Below are 20,492 nucleotides of genomic sequence, written 5' to 3'. Positions count from 1 at the left end.
GGTGTCAGTCGATCTCGCCGCGGGCCGCCTCGACGCCGTACAGCGCGATGACGCCTGCCGAGATGTGCGCGCCGAGCACGATGAAATAGCCGACGGAGAACGGGAATCCGCCCTGGAGCCGCGGATCACCCGCGGCCCAGTACACCGGCGGCGCCAGCGCCAGTACGGCATCGAGCGCGAACCAGGAGCCGAACAGCGCCCACTTCCGCCGCGGGGAGAGGGCGACGGCCCAGCGGGCGAAGCGCCCGGGCCCGGGGCCCGGCCGCCCGTCACCGGGCATCATGGACGACCTCCCCGTCGAAGACCGTCATCGCCACCGGCATCGCCGCGATCTCGTGCGGGTCCGCGTGCGCGAGATCGCCGTCCACCACGCAGATGTCGGCCGCCTTGCCGGCCTCCAGCGACCCCTTCCAGCTCTCCGCGAAGTCCTGCCACGCGGCGTGCGAGGTGTACGCGCGGATCGCGGTCTCCAGGTCGACGCACTGCTCGGGGCCGCTCTGCCGTCCGCTCGCCTTCGCCTCCCGCAGCATCATCGAGGCCACGCCCCGCCGCCAGTCGGGATAGGTGATGGGCGCGTCCGAGCTGGCGGTCACCGGGATCCCGGCCTCCACGGCGCTGCGTACGGGCCACTGGTAGGCGGAGCGCTCGGGCCCCACGATCGCGTCCATCGCGTCCGCGGTGGCGTCCTTGACCCCCGGGTTCATGTTGATGCCCCAGCCGTGCCTGGCGAGCGTGGCCAGGGAGCGGGCCGAGGCGAAGTCGCCGTGGATGACGTAGTGGCGGGCGTCGGGGCGCGGGGTCTCGGCCTGCGCCGCCTCGAAGGCCTCCACGACCGCGTCGATGCCGTGGTCCCCGGTGATGTGCACACCGAGCTGGTGGCCCGCGGCGTGGGCGTACCGCACGATCGTGTTCAGCTCCTCGACGCGCTGGGCGTCGCTGTGGCCGTGCAGACAGAGGCTGCCGTGTCCGCCGCCCTCGTACTCCTCGTGCATCCAGGCCGTACGGCTCGGCGGGATGCCGTCGGCGAACAGCTTGACGCCGAGGATGCGCAGCCGCCGCGGATCGGCCGCCGCGCACACCCCTTCCAGCTGCGCCAGCCGGTCGGGCAGGTGCCGCGCCGCGCCGCCCATCTCCAGGGGGAGCAGCAGCACACCGACCCGCGCCCGGAGTTCACCGGCCGCCTCCAGCCGCGCGTACACGTTGAGCGTTTCGGTGTCCGCCACCCCCAGGAAGAGGGAGGTGCCGCCGGGCCCGAGGCCCGGCTCGGTGAAGCTGGTGATTCCCTCGGTGTGGCAGACGGCGACGGCGGAGCGGACGGCGGCCTCGCGCGCGTGGTCGTCCATCAGCGGGACCACGGCGTTCACCAGATCCTGCGCGCCCTCCCGGAGGATGCCCGTCGGGGCGCCGTCGGCGCCGGTCTCGATGACACCGCCGGGCGGGACGGGTGTGGCGGCGGTGATGCCCGCGATCTCCAGGGCGCGGGAGTTGAGCCAGGAGGTGTGCCCGGAGAACTCGTACAGCAGCACCGGGTGCTCCGGCGCCACCTCGTCCAGGTCCTGGCGCCGCGGGGTGCGGCCCGGCTCGGCCAGGCACTCCTTGAGGTAGCCGGTGTCCCACCCGTTGCCGAAGATCCAGGATCCGGGCGGCAGGCCGGCGGCCTTGCGGCGCACCGCCTCGCGTACGCCGGCGATCGACGTCACGGCGGGCGGGGCGACGTCGAGGGCGAGCGGCGGGCGGGTGGCGCCGAAGGCGGCGGCGTGCAGATGCGAGTCGTTGATCCCGGGGAGCGCGGTGCGCCCTTCGAGGTCGACGACCTCGGTACCGGGACCGATGAGCGCGCGGATCTCGCCGGTGCTCCCGGTCGCCGCGATCAGGCCGTCGCGTACGGCGACGGCCTGTGTGCGGCGGAACGCGGCGTCAACGGTCAGCACGGTGCCGTTGACCAGCACGAGGTCTGCGGGCCTGGGCATGGAGCGCCACCCCTCTCCGTTGTCGTTTGGGCCCAAACTTATGCTGGGAATCCGTCCTCGGCGCAAGGGGGCTGCGGCAATTCCCGGCGCGGGTCGCCCACCGCCGCGAGCCGTGGCCGCCGCGTCGCCGTCGCCTCACCCGGTCAGCCGCTCCACCCGCCGCATCACCTCGCGGCAGAAGTCCCCGACCCCGTCCGAATCGTCCGTGAACTGCGACGGTTTGATGCAGAACGTCGTGAAGCCCTGCTCCAGCTGCTCCGGCACGGCCTCCAGCGCCTGCTCCAGGCAGGCCACCGACCTCTCGTCGGGGAAGGCGGCGCGCGTGCCGCCGATCATTTCCAGGCCGGACATCTCGCGCCCGGCCTCCGCCATCGCCGCGCGCAGCTTCTCCAGCTCGCCCGGCGCGGGCCGCCCCAGCGGGTTGAAGCCGTGGCCGTACGTCACCAGGCGCCGCAGTACCGCATCGTGCAGCGTCGAGCCGCCGAACCACAGCTCGGGACCGCCCGGCCGGTACGGCTTCGGCTCCAGCCAGACGTCGCGGAAACGGTAGTGCTCGCCCTCGAAGGCGGCGGGGCCGGGCCGCCAGAGCAGCTTCCAGGCGGCCAGATGCTCGTCGAGCAGCCTGCCACGCCGCGCGAAAGGCACCTGGAGCGCGGCGTACTCGTCCGCGCTCCAGCTCACCGTCGGAAGGACGACGAGGCGCCCCTTGCTCAGCAGGTCCAGTGTGGCCAGCTCCTTGGCCAGCAGGAGCGGATGGCGCAGCGGCGCCAGCACGGCAGCGGCGGCCAGCCGGACCCGTTCGGTGACGGCGGCCATGGCGGCGAGCAGGACGACGGAGCTGGGCCACGGGGTGTCCGGGGCCTGATTGCCCGGCGCGGCGTACTCGCGCGGGTTGGGCATCGGGCCGCCGGCCCAGGAATCCGGGCCGAGCACGATGTGCTCGCTGAGCATGACCGAGTCGAACCCGGCGTCCTCCGCCTCGCGGGCCCAGCGCACCATGGCGTCGAGGTCGCAACGCCCGCCCGTCATGGTCCAGTTCTCGGTCAGTACGAGCGTCATACGGGGGTGGGGCTTGGTCATCCGGGCTCCCGGCCGTGTTCGAGGGTGTCGTTCGGTGCGGTATCGGGATGGCGCGGTGCATTGTTTGGCCTCAAACGGTATGCCTGGTCCGCCGCCCTCCTCAAGGGGTGTGACGAACCCGGCTCAGCGCGGTGGGGACACCACATCGCGCACGCCCGCCGTACAGGAGCCCGAGAGCCCGGCCGAATCTTCGTGGCTTTTGCCAGTACGGCCGCTCGCCGGGGTGCGGAAAGACTGCCCGCCACGGGCCGCGGCCCGTCCCGAAGGCCGAGGCCGCGGACATGACGGAGCGCACGAGAGGACAACACGGTGGGCGTGCAGCAATACGACGAGATCGGCGAGGCGTTCGAGGGCTTCAAGTCCCTTCCGCTGGCGCACTACGCCGAGGTGCCCGGGTTCCTGGCCATGGTCGGGGACGTACGCGGAAAGTCGGTCCTCGACCTGGCCTGCGGCACCGGCTTCTACAGCAGGGAGTTCAAGCGGCGCGGCGCCACGGAGGTGCTGGGCATCGACATCTCCGGGGAAATGGTCGCCGCGGCCCGGAAGGCGGAGGAGCGCGATCCGCTGGGGGTGCGCTACGAGGTGGGCGATGTCTCCGGGCTGCGCCCCCTCGGGCAGCGTTTCGACGTCGCCACGGCGGTCCAGCTGCTCAACTACGCCGAGGACATCGCCGCCATGGAACGGATGTGCCGCAACGTGCACCGCAGCCTGGCGCCCGGAGCCGAGTTCTTCGTCCTCGCCCAGACACCCGACTACCGCTTCGACGGCCCGTCCCCGCGCGCATACGGCTTCCTCACCGAACTGACCGGTGAGGAGGCCGAGGCCGGGCCGCGAGTGCGGACCACGGCGCTGCTCGACCCGCCGATCTCGTTCATCAGCACCTGCCCGCGCCGCGAGGTCTACGAGACGTGCCTGCGGGCGGCCGGATTCGACGACGTGACCTGGGTCCCGCTGGAGGTGTCCGACGCCGGCGTCCGCGCATTCGGCACCGACTACTGGGCGGACTTCCTCGCCAACCGCCCACTGGAGATGCTGCGCTGCCGCGCCGCCTGACGGCCGCCCCGGCCCGCCACGGGGGCGCCGGACGGCTCGCCTCCGTCGGGCAGCAAGCGGCCGCCCACCCGGGGCAATCGGGCACGCCCGGTACAGACCGGCCGTGCCCGGTCCGGGGCCAACAGCGGGCCCTGCCCGATCGAGAACGGGCGCATACGGGCATGATGAGTGGTGCGGCGGGCGTGACCGGTCGGCTCGTATGCCGGTAAGAAGTGGGGGCCAGGACCGTACGGGGGAAGCGAACGGCGGGATGCCAGAGACCAGTTGAGCAGTCGGCGCGAGCGGAGAACGCCCGGTCGCCGGCGCCCGGGACCGGGGGTGCGCAGTGGAGGCCGAGGAACGCCGGCGCCGCATCGTGGAGGCCGCCCGCGAGGCGGGATCGGTGGACGTCGGCAAGCTCGCCGCCGACCTCGGGGTGGCCAAGGAGACCGTACGGCGCGACCTGCGGGTGCTGGAGGAGCACGGACTGGTACGGCGTACGCACGGCGGCGCGTATCCGGTGGAGAGCGCGGGCTACGAGTCCACCCTGGCCTTCCGGACCACCATGCACCTGCCGGAGAAGACGCGGATCGCGGCCGCCGCGGCGTCGATGCTCAGCGACGCGGAGAGCGTCTTCGTCGACGAGGGCTACACCCCGCAGCTCATCGCCGCGGCGCTGCCGGCCGACCGCCCGCTCACCGTGATCACGGCCTCCCTGGCCACCGCGGCGCTGCTGGCCGCCCGGCCCAGCGTCACCGTGGTGCTGCTGGGCGGTCGGGTGCGCGGCGGCACCGTGGCCACGGCCGACCACTGGGCGGCGGGCATGCTGTCCGAATTCGTCGTCGACCTGGCGTACATCGGCGCCAACGGCATCTCCCGGGAGTACGGCCTCACCACCCCCGACCCGGCGGTCAGCCAGGTCAAACAGCAGGCCGTACGGGCATCCCGGCGACGGATCTTCTCCGGTGTGTACACCAAGTTCGGGGCGGTCAGCCTGTGCCGCTTCGCCGAGCCGGCGGACTTCGAGGCCATCGTCACCGACACCCGGCTGCCGCAGGGCGAAGCACACCGCTACGCGCTGCTGGGCCCGCAGGTTCTGCGCGTGTGACGGCGCGCCACGAGACCGGCCGGCGGGGGCGGCGAACAGGGCCGGTCGTCAGGCGGCGGTCAGTCCGCGGCTGCTGAGCCCGTCGCGCAGCGCGCGCATCGCGTAATACACGCGCGACTTGACCGTACCGGTCGGCACCCCCAGCACCTCCGCCGTCTGCGAGAGGCTGCGGCCCATGAAGTACACGTGGACCAGGACCTCGCGGTGATTCGGTGCCAGCTCCCGTATGGCTTCGACCACCACCCGCCGGGTCAGAGTACGGTCCACCCCGTCGGGTACGGACGTGACGGGCACCTCCGCGGCACCGGCCTCGGCGGGCCGGGCTTTGCGCGAGCGGTAGCCGTCGATGACCAGGTTGCGGACCACGGTGAACAGCCAGGGGCGCACCGCGTTCGTCGTGGGATCGAGGTCGTCGGCGCGCTGCCAGGCGCGGAACGCCACCTCCTGCAAGACGTCCTCCGCACGGTGCCGGTCGCCGTCCAGCAGCCGGGCCGCGAAGCCCAGCAGGGCCGACCCGTGCCGTTCGTAGAGGGCGTCGAGGAACTCCTCGGCCTGCCGCGCCGAATGGGCCGGCACGGTACGGGAATCCATGGCGCGCCCGATCAGCGGCAGCGGTGTCTCCACGGTGTGACTCCTCACGATCACGTGCTGTGAGCTGGGGCGTTCGCCCTGGGCACGCGCGGGACGCGCCACTGAAGACGTTGTAACGCCGCGGGAGTACGACCGGGGTGTCCGTGTGGGCGGACAGCGTGCCCGAGTTGGCGCGGCCGCCCGCGCCCGCTTCGTACGCCGACGTGTCGTACGGCGGGCCGGGCGCGCGTGGCGGTGCCCGGAGTGCGCGGACCGGTGTCCGCCCTGCCCGAGCCGCTGCCCGCTTCCCGCCCGCGCGGGCACCGCGCCGGGACGGCCGTGGCACCGATCGCCGCAGTCGGCGGGCCTCGGCGGCACATCGATGATGACCGAACAGTGAGCCGATCATCACTCTTTCGCAGGAAACGATGATCCCGCAGGGGGGATGGGGCGCCCAAAGGCCCCCGCGCTCCGGCAACGCGCCGATTCACTGAAAGCTCCCCGCAGGACTCCATCCGCACAGGAGCACCGGACATGTCTGAACAGGGACACCAACACGACACCGACCCCGTCGGCGCAGCCGGACGAAACGCCGCGGCCGGACTGGAACAGGCTCTTCTGCTCGCGGTCGGCGTCGCCGATCTCGTGCTCGACCACGTACGTCAGGCCGCCGAGCGCGGCCAGGGCCTGCTGCGCCGCTCCGACCTGCGCGAGCTGCTCGCCGACGGGGCCGGCGAACTGCGTACCCGCGGCGAGCTGGCCACCCGGCGCGTCGCCCCGGAGACCGACAACTACCTGGAGCTGATGGCCTGCCGCGCCGTGCAGCGGTCCGGCAGGCCGCATGAGTGACACCGATGAGCTGAAGAACAGAATCGATGCGTGCCTGCACCGGCTGGTCGACGAGGAAGAGGCCGAACTGCTCCGCGTATCGGACGAACTGGCTCCGCTGTGCGTGCAGTTGCGCGCGTCGCTGACGCGCGGCAAGCGGCTGCGCGCCGCCTTCCTGTACTGGGGCTGGCGCGCCGCCGGCCAGCCGGACTGCGCGGGCGTGATCAAGGCCGCGGCCGCCATGGAACTGGTGCACGCGGCCGCGTGCACCCACGACGACATCATCGACGACAGCCGCCTGCGGCACGGCGCACCGACGGCCCATGTCGCCTTCGCGGAGAGCGGCGCCGGCGCCTGGGGCACCGCGGCCGGTGGCTCCGACGAGAGGCGCCAGGAACGCTCCGCCGCGCTCGCCATGATGCTCGGCGACCTGCTGATGGGCTACGCGGGCCAGGTCTTCGCCACCTGCGGCCTGCCGGGGGCCTTCGTGGCGCGGACGGTGCCCCTGTGGTCATCGCTGCTGCGCGAAACCATCGCGGGTGAATTCCTGGAGGTGCTGCGGACCGGAGGCGTCGTACCGAAGGTCGCCGAGTCGCTGGAGGTGGCCCGGTACAAAACGGCCAAGTACACCGTGGAGCGGCCCCTCCACATGGGAGCGACGCTCGGCGGCGCCTCCCCGAGGGTGCTCGCCGCCTTCACCGGGTACGGGATGCCGCTGGGCGAGGCGTTCCAGCTCCGCGACGACCTGCTGGGCGTCTTCGGCGACCCGGCCGAGACGGGAAAGTCGAACCTCGACGACCTGCGGGACAAGAAGCCCACCGCGCTGCTGGCGGTGACCGCCTCGCTGCTGTCCGCCGACCAGGGACGGCAGCTGCGCGAGGCGCTGGGCAAACCCGCGCTGGACGAGGCCGACGCCGCCCTCGTACGCCGGTGGATGGAGCACAGCGGCGCCCGCCGGCGCATCGAGGACATGATCCAGGAGCGGATCGCACGGGCCCGCGCGGCACTGGACTCCGTGGCGATGCCGCCGGAGGCCCGCACGGCGCTCGGCACGCTGGCGGACTCGGCAACCAACCGGTCCCTGTGACAGCACGGGCGACCGGCCCCGTGACGGCACGGACAGCCGGCCCCTGTGACAGCAAGAGAAACGAGGAGCCCGTGACCACTGAGACCACTGAGACCACTGAGACCACTGAGACCACTGAGACCACTACCAAAACCTCCGCGCGGTACACCGACACGATGCTGGACGAGCTGCGCAGGCAAGGCGATCCGCTCGCCGACGCAACCGTCGCGGCGATGTTCGAGCGTGGAGAGGTGCGCGACTTCAACACCCTCATGCGCTTCTTCACCACCGCGGGCAACAAACTGCCGCAAGGCCTGCCGTCCTCGGCGGCCTCCTACCTGGAGGCGACCGGCATGCCGCCCAAGTGGGTGGACTGGGACATCATGGAGCGGGCGCGGCTGTTCTTCATGGACAACGCCGCACACATCAACACCGGGCTCTCCTTCGCGGCCATGCCCGCCACCTACGCCGTACCGCGCGTCGCGAAACTGCTCGCCTCGACGCACTCCATGGACTACCCCTCGCGCCGGATGGCGAATACGGGCCAGTTCGTCACGTACCTGATGCAGACCAACGCCTTCGAAGAAGGCAGCAAATTCATCCCGGCCGCCCAGAAGGTCCGTCTGCTGCACGCCGCGGTGCGCCACCACCTGACCGCGTCGGGCCGCTGGGACGCGGAGCGCGACGGCACGCCGCTGTGCCAGGAAGACATGATCGGCGGGCAGATCTGCTTCTCGATCCTGGTACTGGACGCGATGCACCGCCTCGGCATCCACATGAGCGAGGAGGGAGCGGAGGCGTATTACTACGCCTGGCGTGTCGTCGGGTCGATTCTCGGCTGCGACATGGAGGCGGCCCCGGAAAACCTCACCGAGGCCCGCGCGTACGCCGATGTCTACCTCACCCGTAACCTGGGGCCGTCCGAGGACGGGGTACGGCTGAACAACCAGCTGATGCGGATGTACGAGGACGTCGTCCCCGGCACCCTCTTCGACCCGATCGTGCCCGCCACCATCCGCTTCCTGGTCGGCCCGACCATCGCCGACTGGCTGCAGATCCCCCACAGCCCCTGGGACACGGCGGCCAAGGCCGTACCCGTCCTCCTCGGCGTACTGGAGACCATCGAGGACAGCAGCCCGCTGGGCGAGTGGGCCCTCGACAAGGCGGGCAACCTCCTCACCGCCTTCGAACTGGGCTCCCTCACCCGCGGCCGGGTCATGCAGTACGCGATCCCGGAGGAACTCAAGAACGACTTCGGGGTGCGCTCACAGCAGCGCCGCAACGAGCGTTGGGTACCGCCTGCTCCGACGGTGGCAGGGATGGACTGACGGCGCGGGCGGGGCGACCGGGCACCGGTCACCCCGTAGCTCTGAGATGCCAACTGTGGTGCGCGGCTTGCTACTCGCGGGCCGCGTGCACAAGAGGAAGCGTCGCGGGCGGCCGACGGCAGCGGGTACGGAGAAGGAAGTACGCGGTGGAGCGGGTGCTTCCGCCGTCTCGCGGCAGCCTCAGGAGTTCACACGGCTGCCAAATGTCCCTTCCGGCGAAGAACCTGTCGGCCGTACCGACCGTCTCCTGACGTGAGATCGGTCAGGAGGGCGCCGGTTGCGGTGATCTCGTGAGCGGGCGGCCCACAGCCGCTCCTCCGCCCTGCTCGGTGCCCGCCGTGGGGGAGGGCCCGGGCCTGACTCCGGCTCCGTACGAAGAAGATCGTGAAAGACCTCTAGCAATGACTCGGAGGACGATTCCGGTGCAGCTCGTGGCCCGGCACGCAGAGCGGCGTGCGTTCGATCGGTTAGTGACCTCGACGGCCGACGGGCGTGGTGGGGCCGTTGTGGTGGCGGGGGAGGCGGGGATCGGCAAGTCCGCGCTCATCGACGCCGTGGTGGGGACGCTGGACGGGTTCGAGGTGCTGCGGGCCGCCGGTACGGAGTTCGAGCGGGACCTTCTCTACGCGACGCTGCACCAGCTGTGCGCGCCGGTCCTCGGCCACCGGCGAAGACTGCCCACGGTGCAGCAGCGGACGCTGGAGGCGGTGTTCGGCCTCGGCGCGGAACCCTCGCCCGATCCGCTGACGGTCGGCCTCGCCGTCCTGGGGCTGCTGCACGAGGTGGCGAAGGACGGGCCCGTCTGCTGCGTGGTGGACGACGCCCAGTGGATCGACGACGCTTCGCGGCGGGTGCTGGTGTTCGTGGCCCGGCGGGTGTCCGCCGAGCGGATCACGATGGTGTTCGCCGCGCGCGACGTCGGCCCGCCGTCCGGACTCGCCGGGTTCGCGCGCGTGCCCCTCACGGGCCTGGGCGACGAGGACGCCCGAGCCCTGCTGGGAGCGGCGACGCACGCGGGGCTGGACGCCGAGGTGGTCGACCGGATCCTGGCCGAGGCGCACGGAAATCCCCTGGCCCTGCTGGAGTTCGCCCACCACGCGGAACCGTTCGGGGTCCTCGGCCCACGGCGGTTCCGGGCCAGTGTGGTGGACGCGCTGGAGGAGCAGTTCGTCCGCCGCTTCGAGCGGCTGCCGGACGCGGTACGGCCGCTGGTGGTGCTCGCCGCGGCGGAGCCGGTCGGCGACCTCGACATGCTGCGCCGCGCGGCGCAGCTCCTCGGGCTGGAGGCCGCGGACCTCACCCTCGCGGAGAACGCCGGGCTGCTGACCCTCGGGCCGCGGCTGCGCTTCCGGCACCCGCTGGTGCGTTCCGCGGTCTACGCGTCGGCCACCCCGGAAAAGCGCCGCGGCGTGCACGGCGCTCTCGCGGCGGCGACCGACCCGGAGACCGACCTCGACCGCCGGGCGTGGCACCGGGCCCACGCGGTCATCGAGGCCGACGAGAACGTCGCCGCGGAGCTGGAACGGTCCGCCGACCGGGCACGTCTGCGCGGCGGGTTCGCCGCGGCCGCCGCGTTCATGGAGCGGGCCGGGCAGCTGACCCCCGCTCCCGACCGCCAGGCCGGGCGGCTGCTCGTCGCGGCCCAGTTGCGGTTGCAGGCCGGGGCGCCCAACGAGGCTCGCGCACTCGTCCACCGGGCGGAGCGGCGCCCGATGGACGACGAGGGCCGCGCCACGGCACGCCTGCTGCGGGCCCGGATCGACTACCAGATCTCGCACAGCCCGCAGGCCACCGCCAGGCTCGTCGACGTCGTCACGGAGCTGGCTCCCGAGCAGGCGAGGGAGACCTATCTGGAGGCCCTCGCGTCGTTCATGTACAACGACAACCAGGACGGCGGCCTCCAGGAGCTCGGTGCCCGGATCCGCAAGCTGGCGCCACGGCGGGCGTCCGTCCGCCCGGCTGATCTGCTGCTCGACGCGCTGCTCGATCAGGCCGTGCTGCCGGTCGAGCGGGCGGTGCCCGCGATGCGCGACGCGGTGACGGCATGCCGTACGGACGCCCGCTCGTCGGGCAGCTGGCGGATGAACCTGCTCTGTCAGGTCGTCATCGACCTGCGGGACGACGAGGCGATGGAGGAGATCGCGGACCGCCAGGTGGAGGTGGCGCGCCGCCAGGGCTCCCTCGCCTCGCTGCCGCAGGCCCTGCGCTACCAGGCGGTCGCCAGGGTCGCGGTCGGCCGGTTCGACGAGGCGGCCGTCAGCCTCAGCGAGGCCCGCGCCCTCGACGAAGCGGCGGGTACGGTGCCGCTCCTGGGGCCCGAGCTGGTCCTCACCGGCTTCCGCGGTGACCGGGACCGGTTCGCCGAACTGCGGGAACTCCTGGGCCGTGACGGGCGGCCGTTCGAAGCCGCCGGCGAGCACTACGCCAGGGCGGTCCTGCACAACGGGCTCGGCAACTACGAAGAGGCGCTGGACGCCGCGCTGACGGCCCAGCGCAGGCACCAGGCCGGCTCGTACTCGATCTGGGCCGTCTACACCGAGCTCATCGAAGCCGCCGCGCGTGCCGGGCGCGGTGCGGACGCGGCCGCGGCCATGGAACACCTGGAGGCGCTGGCCCGTACGCATCCCGTGCCGTGGGCCGTCGCCGAATGGTTTCAGGCACAGGCTCTTCTTGAGTGGGGCGAGGACTGCGAAGCGCTGTACCGGCAGGCCATCGACCATTTCGCCCGGACGCGGGTCAGGGTGCTGCACGCGCGCGCCCGGCTGACGTACGGGGAGTGGCTGCGCCGCGAGAACCGGCGGGCCGAGGCCCGTGACGAACTGCGGGCGGCGCACGACATGCTGTCGCGCGTCGGTGCCCGCGCCTTCGCCGAGCGCGCCGCCCGGGAACTGCGCGCCACCGGCGAACAGCCCCGCCGGCACGGCGAGGACCCACTGGGCCGGCTCACCGCGCAGGAACGGCTCATCGCCGGGAAGGTCGCCGCCGGGGCGACGTCCAAGGAAGTGGGCGTGATGCTGTTCCTCAGCCCCCGCACCATCGACACCCACCTGCGCAACGTGTACCGCAAGCTGGGCATCTCCTCGCGCCGCCAGCTGCGGGAGATGCCGCTGTGACGATCCGGCGCCGGGGTACGTCAACACCCTGCCCCCGGCGATGAGTTGGTGCACCCCGGGCGCATCAGGACCGGTCCTCACCGGACCGGCCGAACAGCTCGATCTCGGCGATGGCCACCTGCTTCTCGGCGGACGCGGCGTGCGCCGACTCGATGGTGAAGCGGACCGCGGTGGCCTCACCGACACGGAAGGCCCGGCGCTGGCCGCCCGCTCCCGGGTCCAGGGTCAGTTCGCGGGTGGTGATCCGTCCGTCCCTCCCCGTGATCGTCGCCTTGACCCGGTGCGGCAGCGCGGACTTGTCGAGCTGGTCGGCGCGGGCGGACACCCCCGGCGTGATGATCACGTCGAGCAGCCGCGCCGGGCGGGCGAACCGCACCTCGACCCACTCGCCCTGGCCCGACTGCGCCACCCCCGGCCCCCACCAGGTGTTGCTGAGCTTGTCGAAGGCCAGCTTCGGCTCGTGGCCGGGATAGGAGCGCGAGGCCCGGATATCGTCCGGCTCGACCGGGGCCCGCTTGGCGAAGTGGTCGCGGGTGGCGTCGATGCCGTCGGGGAGGTACACCACGCCGAAGACGACCAGCGTCACGACGACGGCCAGGGTGATCCAGGTGCCGATACGGTCGAACGCGCGGCGCAGGCGCGGGCGGTCGCCGGCCCAGGGGGCCTCCTGGCCGCCGGGACCCAGGAGCCGGCGCCACCAGGGGCGGGGTCCGGGCGCCGTGGAGCTGCTGCTCTCGGCGAGGGGCATTGCGCAGTGGTTGCAGAAGTGGCGGTCCGGGAGGTTCGGCCTGGCGCACCAGGAGCAGGGCGGGCCGTGCATCGCCCCCTGGAGGCCCGGGACGCGTACGTGCGGCCGTTCGGTGTCGGGGCGGCCGGGCAGCACCGGGGCCACGGCGGGTGCGGCCACGGCTGGGGCGGCCTGCTGCTCCGGGACGGGCACGAGGAGGGAGCGGGCGCGGTCGGTCGTGGTGCTGCCGTCGGAAGGGGGCCCGTCCTGCCGCGTGGGCAGCGGGATGCGGGGGTCGGTGTCCTCCAGGTCCGGGGCGCCGGACGCGGGGCGGGATGCGCCGGTCGTTGCGGCACCCTCGCGGTTTCCGGCGCCTTCGCGGTTTTCGGTGTGCTCCGGGGCCGTCCCCGAAAGGGGGTGCCCGCCGGGGGCGGAAGGAACCGCCGATACGTCAGGCCCTGGGGCCGGGCCGCTCCCGTGCACGTCGGTATCGGTTCCCCGCGCCGATGCCCGGGCAGGTTCCGCGCCCTGAGGGCCGTACGCGCTCCGGGCCGGGCCGGAACCGTCGGCGCGGGCGGAAACACCCCGGCCGGAACCGGCGTTGGAGGAAGCCGCGGGGGAGCCGCTACGGCCTCCGGCAGCATCCCAGCGGAGGACGGCTCCGCAGGCGTCGCAGAACGACTGCCCCGGTTCCGCGCGGGTGCCGCACTCACCGCAGTCCGGCGTGGTCATCTCTCCGAGGTCCTTTCGGTGGTGGTCACAGTGACGGTGTAAGGCATGTGCGCGGGACGGGCCGCGGCCACGAGCGTGTCGAGACGGTAGGTGTCGGCCGTGGTGGGCTCGGGCAGCCGCAGGACGACGTGCAGGTGGGGACGGGCATCGCCGGGGAAGGCGCCGCGTGGACGCGCGCTCCAGGCGGCGCCGCCGCTCTCCGTGATCTCCGGTTCGACGCCGAACGCGAGGCGTACGGCTTCCGACAGACCGCGCCGGGTCCCCCGGACCCGGTGCAGACCGGCCGCGGCGGCCACGGCGGCGCGCAGCCGCGGCTCGGGTTCGGTGCCGTCGGTCTCGGCGCCCACCCAGGTGCCGAGCCACCGGGCGAAGTCGGCCGGGGTGAGCGCGGGGTCGAAATAGGTGTCCAGGCAGTCGAGGACGCACAGGATCGGCGCGAGCACGTCGTCCAGTCCCGCGACGAAGCGCTGGGCGAGGTCGTCGTCCGCGAAGACGGCCGGGAGCATCATCCCGATGGGCGAGGAGGAGCCCAGGTTGTCGACGGAGCCCCTCATGAGCGGCCCCCCGGGTGGGGCGGGCGCGTCACGTCCCCTCCCCGATCACCCGTACACGGTGGTCGAAGGAGAAGACCAGGGCCGGCGGCTCCAGGTCGATGCGGTCGGTCGGGTCGCCGCGCCGGCCGGTCAGCGGGTCGGCGGGGTGCAGCACGACCTCGTCGACCAGCTCCACACCGGGCACGCGTTGCAGCACGGCGAAGATCTCACCGGCCTGGACCGGGCGGCCGAAGGGCCAGCCGCGGCCCTCCGCGCCGCCGGTGAGCGGGTCCAGGTGCCGGTACAGCGCGTCGTGGGCCCGGCGGCGTACCCGGTCGGTGTCCGTACCGCGGAAGGCGTGGACGGTGGCGACGACCGTGACGCCCTGGTAGTACGGCGGCCCGACCGCGAGCCGGGTGCCGATCAGCCGACGCTCGTCGAGGTGGCGGGTGATGCGGTCCAGCAGCCGGTCGCCGGGGACGAGCTGTTCGAAGCGCAGCCGGCCGCCGGGGTCGGGCACGGCCTGCGGTACGACCAGCACCCGTACCGCGTAGGCCCCGTGCTCGTCCCGGTCGCCTTCCAGGCAGGTGATGCGGGCGGTCTCGGGCGCGGCCCGGCGGGCGAGTTCCTCGTAGTCGCGCAAGGTGACCGCGCGCTCCTGGGCGCGCAGCGTGATCGGGGCCCGGACCTTGGCCTCCTCGACGGTCTCCCCGTCGACGCCGCCGCGCGCGGCCTCCCGGTTGACGACTTCGGAGACGTACGGGATGGACGTACGCAGCACCCGTACGGAGCCCCGGGTGACGTTGCCGGTGCGGCCGCCGCCGGTGCGGTACCGGCGGGCGCGGATGACGGCGCCCTTGGGGGCGACCATGCCGTACTGCCGCAGGGTGCCGTCGGCTTCGCGGACGGCGGGGCCGAAGGCGACCTCGCCGGTCGTGGCATCGAGGGTGATGTGGCGGTCGTCCGCCCGGGACGCCGCGAAGTGCGGGACCACCTGCCAGTCCTGCCAGCCGTCGTGTTCGGCGGTCTGGAGGAGCAGGGGCGGGGCGTCGCCGACGACGGGCGCGTGGGCGAGCCGGCGCCGCTGCCCGGGCAGGCCGCTGGATTCGCCGAGCGCCTCGTCGTACACGGCGGCGGCGTGGACGGCGCGCGTGGTGCCGCCGATGGTGCAGGCGTCGGCGGACCGTACGGTCGGTGACGTGGTGTAGAAGGGCTGGCCGGGCAGGGGATCGGTGACCCGGCAGCGCAGCCAGCCCGCCTCGTGGCCGCTGTTGCGGGACAGCACGTGACCGCCGGGGACGTGCAGGACCACATCGCCGGCCCGGTTGAGGCCACCGGTGCCGTCCCGGTCGACCTCGCAGGCCTGCCAGCCGTCCTCGGTCCACGCCTCCCACACCAGCGGCGGCTGCCTCGGGTCGACGCCGACACCGTCCACCCGGCTGTCGAGCTCCAGGGCGACGGCGCAGTGCGGGACGGCCGCCGTCAGGCCGATCAGCATGCAGTCGCCGGGGGCGGGGGCCTCGGCGAAGCACCGGATGTCGGTGCCCTCGGCCAGCGCGTCGGTACGGTCGGTGACGGGCGCGCCCCGGTGCTGCACCACCAGGCGGCACAACGTGCAGGGTACGACGGCCAGTTCGCGCTCGGTGGCGAAGACCACCGCCTCCTCCTGCTCCGTGCGCAAGGTGGCCACCTCGGTACCGGCCGGCACCGGTATGGCTTCCTCCTGGGGCGCGGACAGCCAGAAGGTGACCTCCGTACGGGCCGCCGACGGCGGGAAGAGGGTGACCCCGACGAGATCGAGGAACGCCAGGTGGTTCTTCTCGGGCACCCGGTTGAGGCGGTAGACGATCTGGTCGGCCATGTGGGCGACGGTCTCGACGAGGGTGACGCCCGGATCGGAGACGTTGTGGTCGGTCCACTCCGGCGCGCGCTGCTGGATGTAGCGCTTGGCGTCGTCGACGAACTGCTGGAAGCGGCGGTCGTCGAGGTTGGGGGAGGGCAGGGACATCAGCGGTCGCTTTCGAAGGAAGTGCCGGAGCCGTCGTCGAAGGGGCCGCCGCCGGGGCCGTCCTCCTCGGGGGACTCGGGGGACTCGTGGGAGGGGATGACGTAGAAGGGAAAGACAAGGCTGCGCGGGTTGTTGGTGCCGCGGATCTGGTAGCGGATGTCGATGTACAGGACGCTGCGGTCGCTGCCGGTGGTCACCTGGACGTCGGTGACCTCGATGCGCGGCTCCCAGCGGTCCAGGGTGGCGTACACCTCGTGCTGGATGCGGCCCGCGGTCTGCTCGTTGACCGGGGCAAACACCAGGTCGTGGATGGCGCAGCCGAACTCCGGCCGCATCGGCCGCTCGCCCGGCGCGGTCGCCAGGACCAGCCGGATCGCCTCCTCGACCTCCCGCTCGCCGCTGACCAGCGCAATACCGCCGGTCGGCCCGATACGCAGCGGGAACGACCAGCCGGAGCCGACGAACTGTTCGGCCATCGGAACACACCCGCTTTCCACGGACAGGAGTAGGGGGACAGGGGCAGGGACAATCGGCAGAGGTACGGAGACAGGGGCGGGACGCGACCCTCACCCCACCGGCGGTACGGGCGGTGTGACGGAGAAGAAGAGCGGTGACGTGACGGTGGTCTTGGCGCCGTTGAGCATGTTCGCGACCGAGGTGAGCTGGAGGCTGCCGCCCGCGGTAAGGGTCGCCACCCCGCCGGCGGACAGGTTCAGGGCGCCCCCCGCCACGATTCCGGCCTGCCCCAGCGCCTTCAGGTTGATCACACTGGCACTGTCGGCGGTGAGCGGGCCGCCGCTCCTGACGCTGAGCGGGCCGCCGCTCTCCAGGGACAGCCGGCGCCGGGCCCGCAGTGTGAGGTCGGTACCGGCCTGCACGGACACCGACCGGCTGCCCTTGATGGTCACCGACCCCTTGCTGTCCACGACGATCTCGGTGTTCGTCCGGTCCAGGCTGATGGTCAGCTGCTTGTCGCCGGACGTCAGCCGGACACCCTGCTTGCGGCCGCCGGTCTTCTGACTGAGCAGGTCCATCCGGTTGCCGTCCCGGTCGGAGACGGTGTGCCGGCTGGCCTTCTTCCGTACGGTGTCGTGCAGCGGCACATCACCGACCACGGTCGGTTTGTCCTTGCCGTTGTACAGACCGCCGATCACGAACGGGTGGTCGAGGGCGCCCCGGTCGAACCCGACCAGCACCTCGTCGTTGACGTCCATCGGGAACACCCCGCCGCCGCCGAGGCCGCCCATCTGCACCGTCCGCGTCCAGTCGCTGACGTACTTGTCGTCCAGCCACGGGAACCGCAGCCGCACCCGGCCCTGTTTGAGCGGATCGTTCACGTCGGTGACCAGCGCGTTGGCCACGCTCGGCAGCGTGGTGCCGGTGCCCGCCCCGCCTCCGCCGGAGGCCAGCCCGAACAGCGAGCGCCACTGCCGGCCGCTGACCGTCACCCACGACTCGTAGTGCTTCCCGTCGCCGAAGACATGCCGTACGGAAGTGGCCGTGTACTTGCCCTCGAAGGGCGCGCCGGTGCCGGTGAGCGTCACCGGCACCCCCGGCCGCAGTTCCGTGTTGCCCAGCGCCACGACCTCCACCTCGGCGAAGGCCCCGGTCACGTCCTCGGCGAGGGCGTCGGAGGCGTGCCGCACCTCGGCCGACTTGTCATACGGGACCGCGGTCTCGACCAGTTTGCCCGCCTTGAACTTCCCCGCGGCCCGGCCCGGCGTCTCACCGATCACGAAACCAGGGTTGTCCGTGGCGGGCGAGACGGAGCTGAGCGCCTTCTTCTGCGTGACGTCCCAGCCGCGCGTCTCCACCTTGCCGACCTGGTCGGCGGCGGTGACGGCGGCCCGCAGCCGCAGAATGTTGACGCCGGCCTGGAGGGCGAGCGGATTCTGCTCGCCCTCCGCGCTCGTCGGAGGCGCCCCCGAGGCCGGCTTCGGCCGGACGAACTGGAACCGTCCCTCGGCGTCGATGGACATGACGGTCTCGTTCTCGTCGGCCAGGCGCGCCAGGAAGTCCCAGTCGCTGACGTTGGACTGGCTGATGAACTCGTACACCGTCTTCGTCGGCTGGATCCTGCCGATCGGCACCCCGTCCGCCGCGGCCAGCTTCCCGGCGATGTCGGAAGCGGTCTGGTTCCGGTACGCCGCCACCCGGCGCCGGCGCATCAGCCGGTGCCCGAAGTCGTAGCCCCGGATGACGGCGAACGTGCCGGTGCCGTCGTAATCGGCCTCAAGACCGGTGATCTCACCCGTCAGCAGCGTGTCGCCGGCGCCCTGGCCGTCGGTCACGGTCGCGATGGTGACCGGGGTGCCGAACGTGGCGCCCAGCCGGCCGAGCAGCAGCCGCTCGGGGTCCCGGAAGGTGAGCTGGAAGGCGGCGGGGACCCCGGCGCCCTGGTCGACCCAGCCGTCGACCAGGGCGTGCAGGGCGTCGTCCGGCAACTGGTCGCTGCCGATGGACACCTGGATGACGGCGGAGGTGGCGGGACCGAGCATCAGTGACGCACCTCCTCGGCGGCGGGCAGGACGAGTTCCGTGCCCGTGGTCAGCCGGGACGGGTCGTCGATGCCGTTCGCCTCGGCGATCGCCCGCCACGCGGCCGCGTCCCCGTACTCCCGCCAGGCCAGGGACTGGAGCGAGTCACCGGCGACGACCTGGTGCACCCGCTGCGCCGTCAGCGCGCCCGACGTCGGGTTCTGCCGCTTGGTCTTACGGGGGATCTCGTGCAGCCGCAGCCGGCAGGTGGCACGCAGGGGGACGCCGGTGGTCCCGAACAGTGTGTACGAGGCGTCGACCGAGGCGACGTACGCGGCGAACCGGGCCGTGGAGAAGGACCCCCACTGGAAGATCACCCAGGGCGGCGACGGTTGCTTGGCCGCCAGGCTCCTGGCCGTCACCACACAGCAGCGCATCAGCGCCTCCACCTTCTTGAGCACCGTGTTGCCGGTCGGCCGGTCGGAGGAGTCCAGGAACACCTCCAGCGCCATCGCACGCGGCTCCGACCCCATGAACTCCGGCCGCGCGCCCTTGCGTACGGCGACGGTCGGCGTCACCTTCCACTGCGCGGAACGGCTGATGGACAGCTGCGCCGGGTTGAAGTCGAAGTCGAACGTCTTCATGAGCGCGCCCGGGCTGGTGCCCGTACCGAGCGGGGGCTCGTGGATGGCGAGGGTGGCACGGACCAGGCTCTTGCCGGCGCCTTTGCTGCTGCTCTTGGGCATGGAGATCGTCTCTGTCGTTCTGCGGTCGGCGGTCTTCAGTCGGTGAACCCGTGATGGGCGATCTCCAGGACCTCCGTGGCGACGGCCGGACTGGCCGGATCGAGCGAGGGCCCCTGCCAGCTGACCGGCAGCACATCGATCAGCCCCCAGCGCGCAACCTGCGAACCGTCCGCGCGCAGCGCCGTGATCTGGGCGGTGGGCCGCTCGATGCCCGTCTGGACCGAAGAGATCCACTTGGCGACCTTCGCGGTGTCCGGAGTGAGCGGCCGCGTCAGCCGGATGGTGGAGAACGTGACCCGGGTCGGCAGCTGCCACACGAACCCGTTGTTGCCGCCCTCCTGCCGCTGCTCCGTCTCCACCTGCGACGACAGCCCGTCGCACCCGTTGAAATAGCCGAGGCTCTCACCGTCGATGGAGAGGGTGAACCAGAGGGAGGAACCCGGGTCCTGGCGGGGCATCGGGAGGCCTTTCTGCGCTGGGTGGTTGGAGGTGGTTCGAGGTGGTTGGAGGTGGTCCGAGGTGTGGTGTCGGGTGGCTGGTGCGGGAGGCCGTCGGCCGGTTACTGACGGGGGTCGCGGAGCCTGCCGATCCGCTCGCGGTCCAGCCGCAGTTCGGTGCGGATGAGCCGGGTGACGCGGCCGATGATCCGGTGGACCAGTTCGTCGAGCTGGAAGTCGGAGAGGGCGCGCGGGTCGAATCCGCCGGCGGGGGTTTCTGTGTAGGCGGGTGGGGGCGGCTGGGTGGACTGGTTGGGCTGGTGCGTCTGGTGCGTCTGGTTGGGCTGGGCGGATTGCGCGGACTGGATGCGCTGGTTGGCCGGGAGTTGTTGCCGGTGGGGTGGCTGGTACGCAGGCGGCGGCTCGTACGCAGGTGATGGCTCGTACGCGGGAGGGGGCTCGTAGGCAGGCGGGGGCTCACCGGGGGCGGCCGGCCGGCGCGGGGGCCGGAGCCGGGGCAGCGTGTCCGCCACCGTGGCCGCGGCCATGGCGGTGAGCGCGCCGGTGGCCGAGTTCGGGGCCCGTTGCACGGTGACCGGACGCGGAGTCGGAGGGCTGCCCGCGGTGGGGGTGTGCGGTAGGGATAGTGGCGCCGGCACCCGGGGCAACGGGGGAGGAGCAACGGGGAGTGGGCGAGGGGCAGCGGAGGGCTGGTGTCGGGTGGGGTGGTGCAGCGG

General features: G+C 72.6%; 18 protein-coding genes. 6 read left to right on the top strand and 12 right to left on the bottom strand.

The window, feature by feature from the left end:
* Nucleotides 1–4 precede the first annotated feature (4 nt).
* From IH45_RS1000000148610 to IH45_RS0107475, 3 genes are all read right to left on the bottom strand, one after another.
* Entirely contained in the window at nucleotides 5–283 is a 279-nt protein-coding gene (locus IH45_RS1000000148610; protein WP_158812959.1) for a hypothetical protein, read from the bottom strand.
* On the bottom strand, nucleotides 270–1,970 hold the full coding sequence (locus IH45_RS0107480; protein ID WP_030663307.1) for an amidohydrolase: 1,701 nt from the start codon (nucleotides 1,968–1,970) through the stop codon (nucleotides 270–272). The genes IH45_RS1000000148610 and IH45_RS0107480 overlap by 14 nt, the downstream gene beginning before the upstream one ends.
* Before the next feature lie 135 nt (nucleotides 1,971–2,105).
* Nucleotides 2,106–3,050 carry a TIGR03619 family F420-dependent LLM class oxidoreductase gene (locus IH45_RS0107475; RefSeq protein WP_030663305.1) on the bottom strand — a complete coding sequence of 315 codons (945 nt, stop codon included), beginning with the start codon at nucleotides 3,048–3,050 and terminating at the stop codon, nucleotides 2,106–2,108.
* A 309-nt stretch (nucleotides 3,051–3,359) separates the two neighbouring features.
* Between IH45_RS0107475 and IH45_RS0107470 the strand changes: the two genes are divergently transcribed.
* Nucleotides 3,360–4,103 carry a class I SAM-dependent methyltransferase gene (locus IH45_RS0107470; protein WP_030663303.1) on the top strand — a complete coding sequence of 248 codons (744 nt, stop codon included), beginning with the start codon at nucleotides 3,360–3,362 and terminating at the stop codon, nucleotides 4,101–4,103.
* Between the two features lie 325 nt (nucleotides 4,104–4,428).
* Nucleotides 4,429–5,190, top strand: a complete 762-nt coding sequence (locus tag IH45_RS0107465) for a DeoR/GlpR family DNA-binding transcription regulator (protein WP_030663301.1) — start codon at nucleotides 4,429–4,431, stop codon at nucleotides 5,188–5,190.
* Between the two features lie 48 nt (nucleotides 5,191–5,238).
* Here the strand turns inward: IH45_RS0107465 and IH45_RS0107460 are convergent, their stop codons facing one another.
* Complete coding sequence (locus tag IH45_RS0107460) at nucleotides 5,239–5,814, bottom strand: sigma-70 family RNA polymerase sigma factor (RefSeq protein ID WP_078897324.1); 576 nt, start codon at nucleotides 5,812–5,814, stop codon at nucleotides 5,239–5,241.
* Nucleotides 5,815–6,294: 480 nt separating this feature from the next.
* Between IH45_RS0107460 and IH45_RS0107455 the strand changes: the two genes are divergently transcribed.
* The 4 genes from IH45_RS0107455 (at nucleotide 6,295) to IH45_RS0107440 (ending at nucleotide 12,095) form a co-directional block, all read left to right on the top strand.
* A complete protein-coding gene (locus tag IH45_RS0107455) occupies nucleotides 6,295–6,609 on the top strand; it encodes a hypothetical protein (protein WP_050514616.1) in 315 nt (104 codons plus the stop codon).
* Nucleotides 6,602–7,675: a polyprenyl synthetase family protein gene (locus IH45_RS0107450; RefSeq protein ID WP_030663295.1), complete on the top strand. Its 1,074-nt coding sequence runs from the start codon at nucleotides 6,602–6,604 to the stop codon at nucleotides 7,673–7,675. The genes IH45_RS0107455 and IH45_RS0107450 overlap by 8 nt, the downstream gene beginning before the upstream one ends.
* Before the next feature lie 155 nt (nucleotides 7,676–7,830).
* A complete protein-coding gene (locus IH45_RS0107445) occupies nucleotides 7,831–8,982 on the top strand; it encodes an oxygenase MpaB family protein (protein ID WP_032916959.1) in 1,152 nt (383 codons plus the stop codon).
* A 401-nt stretch (nucleotides 8,983–9,383) separates the two neighbouring features.
* Nucleotides 9,384–12,095 carry a helix-turn-helix transcriptional regulator gene (locus tag IH45_RS0107440; protein WP_030663288.1) on the top strand — a complete coding sequence of 904 codons (2,712 nt, stop codon included), beginning with the start codon at nucleotides 9,384–9,386 and terminating at the stop codon, nucleotides 12,093–12,095.
* Nucleotides 12,096–12,159: 64 nt separating this feature from the next.
* On the opposite strand, the gene IH45_RS0107435 is transcribed toward IH45_RS0107440, so the two are convergent.
* The 8 genes from IH45_RS0107435 to IH45_RS01000000143230 all read right to left on the bottom strand — a co-directional run bounded on the left by IH45_RS0107435 (nucleotide 12,160) and on the right by IH45_RS01000000143230 (nucleotide 20,345).
* Complete coding sequence (locus tag IH45_RS0107435) at nucleotides 12,160–13,554, bottom strand: NADase-type glycan-binding domain-containing protein (RefSeq protein ID WP_030663286.1); 1,395 nt, start codon at nucleotides 13,552–13,554, stop codon at nucleotides 12,160–12,162.
* Complete coding sequence (locus IH45_RS0107430; RefSeq protein WP_030663282.1) at nucleotides 13,551–14,108, bottom strand: phage tail protein; 558 nt, start codon at nucleotides 14,106–14,108, stop codon at nucleotides 13,551–13,553. Before IH45_RS0107430 ends, IH45_RS0107435 begins: the two co-directional genes overlap by 4 nt.
* A gap of 28 nt (nucleotides 14,109–14,136) precedes the next feature.
* Complete coding sequence (locus IH45_RS0107425; protein WP_030663279.1) at nucleotides 14,137–16,095, bottom strand: putative baseplate assembly protein; 1,959 nt, start codon at nucleotides 16,093–16,095, stop codon at nucleotides 14,137–14,139.
* On the bottom strand, nucleotides 16,095–16,571 hold the full coding sequence (locus tag IH45_RS0107420) for a GPW/gp25 family protein (RefSeq protein WP_030663277.1): 477 nt from the start codon (nucleotides 16,569–16,571) through the stop codon (nucleotides 16,095–16,097). Before IH45_RS0107420 ends, IH45_RS0107425 begins: the two co-directional genes overlap by 1 nt.
* Nucleotides 16,572–16,661: 90 nt before the next feature.
* Nucleotides 16,662–18,593 (bottom strand): VgrG-related protein, encoded by a 1,932-nt coding sequence (locus IH45_RS0107415; protein ID WP_030663273.1) that lies wholly within the window; start codon nucleotides 18,591–18,593, stop codon nucleotides 16,662–16,664.
* Nucleotides 18,593–19,318 (bottom strand): CIS tube protein, encoded by a 726-nt coding sequence (locus tag IH45_RS0107410; protein ID WP_030663270.1) that lies wholly within the window; start codon nucleotides 19,316–19,318, stop codon nucleotides 18,593–18,595. Before IH45_RS0107410 ends, IH45_RS0107415 begins: the two co-directional genes overlap by 1 nt.
* A 35-nt stretch (nucleotides 19,319–19,353) precedes the next feature.
* Nucleotides 19,354–19,776 carry a phage tail protein gene (locus IH45_RS0107405; RefSeq protein WP_030663267.1) on the bottom strand — a complete coding sequence of 141 codons (423 nt, stop codon included), beginning with the start codon at nucleotides 19,774–19,776 and terminating at the stop codon, nucleotides 19,354–19,356.
* Between the two features lie 101 nt (nucleotides 19,777–19,877).
* The gene (locus tag IH45_RS01000000143230) at nucleotides 19,878–20,345 is read right to left on the bottom strand and encodes a hypothetical protein (protein WP_032916958.1); all 468 of its coding nucleotides are present in this window, start codon (nucleotides 20,343–20,345) and stop codon (nucleotides 19,878–19,880) included.
* Nucleotides 20,346–20,492 lie beyond the last annotated feature (147 nt).

This window comes from Streptomyces rimosus subsp. rimosus (genome assembly GCF_000720725.1).
Classification (GTDB): domain Bacteria; phylum Actinomycetota; class Actinomycetes; order Streptomycetales; family Streptomycetaceae; genus Streptomyces; species Streptomyces rimosus_A.
The sequence above is the reverse complement of the archived record's forward strand: the minus strand, read 5'-3'. Positions and strand labels throughout refer to the sequence as shown.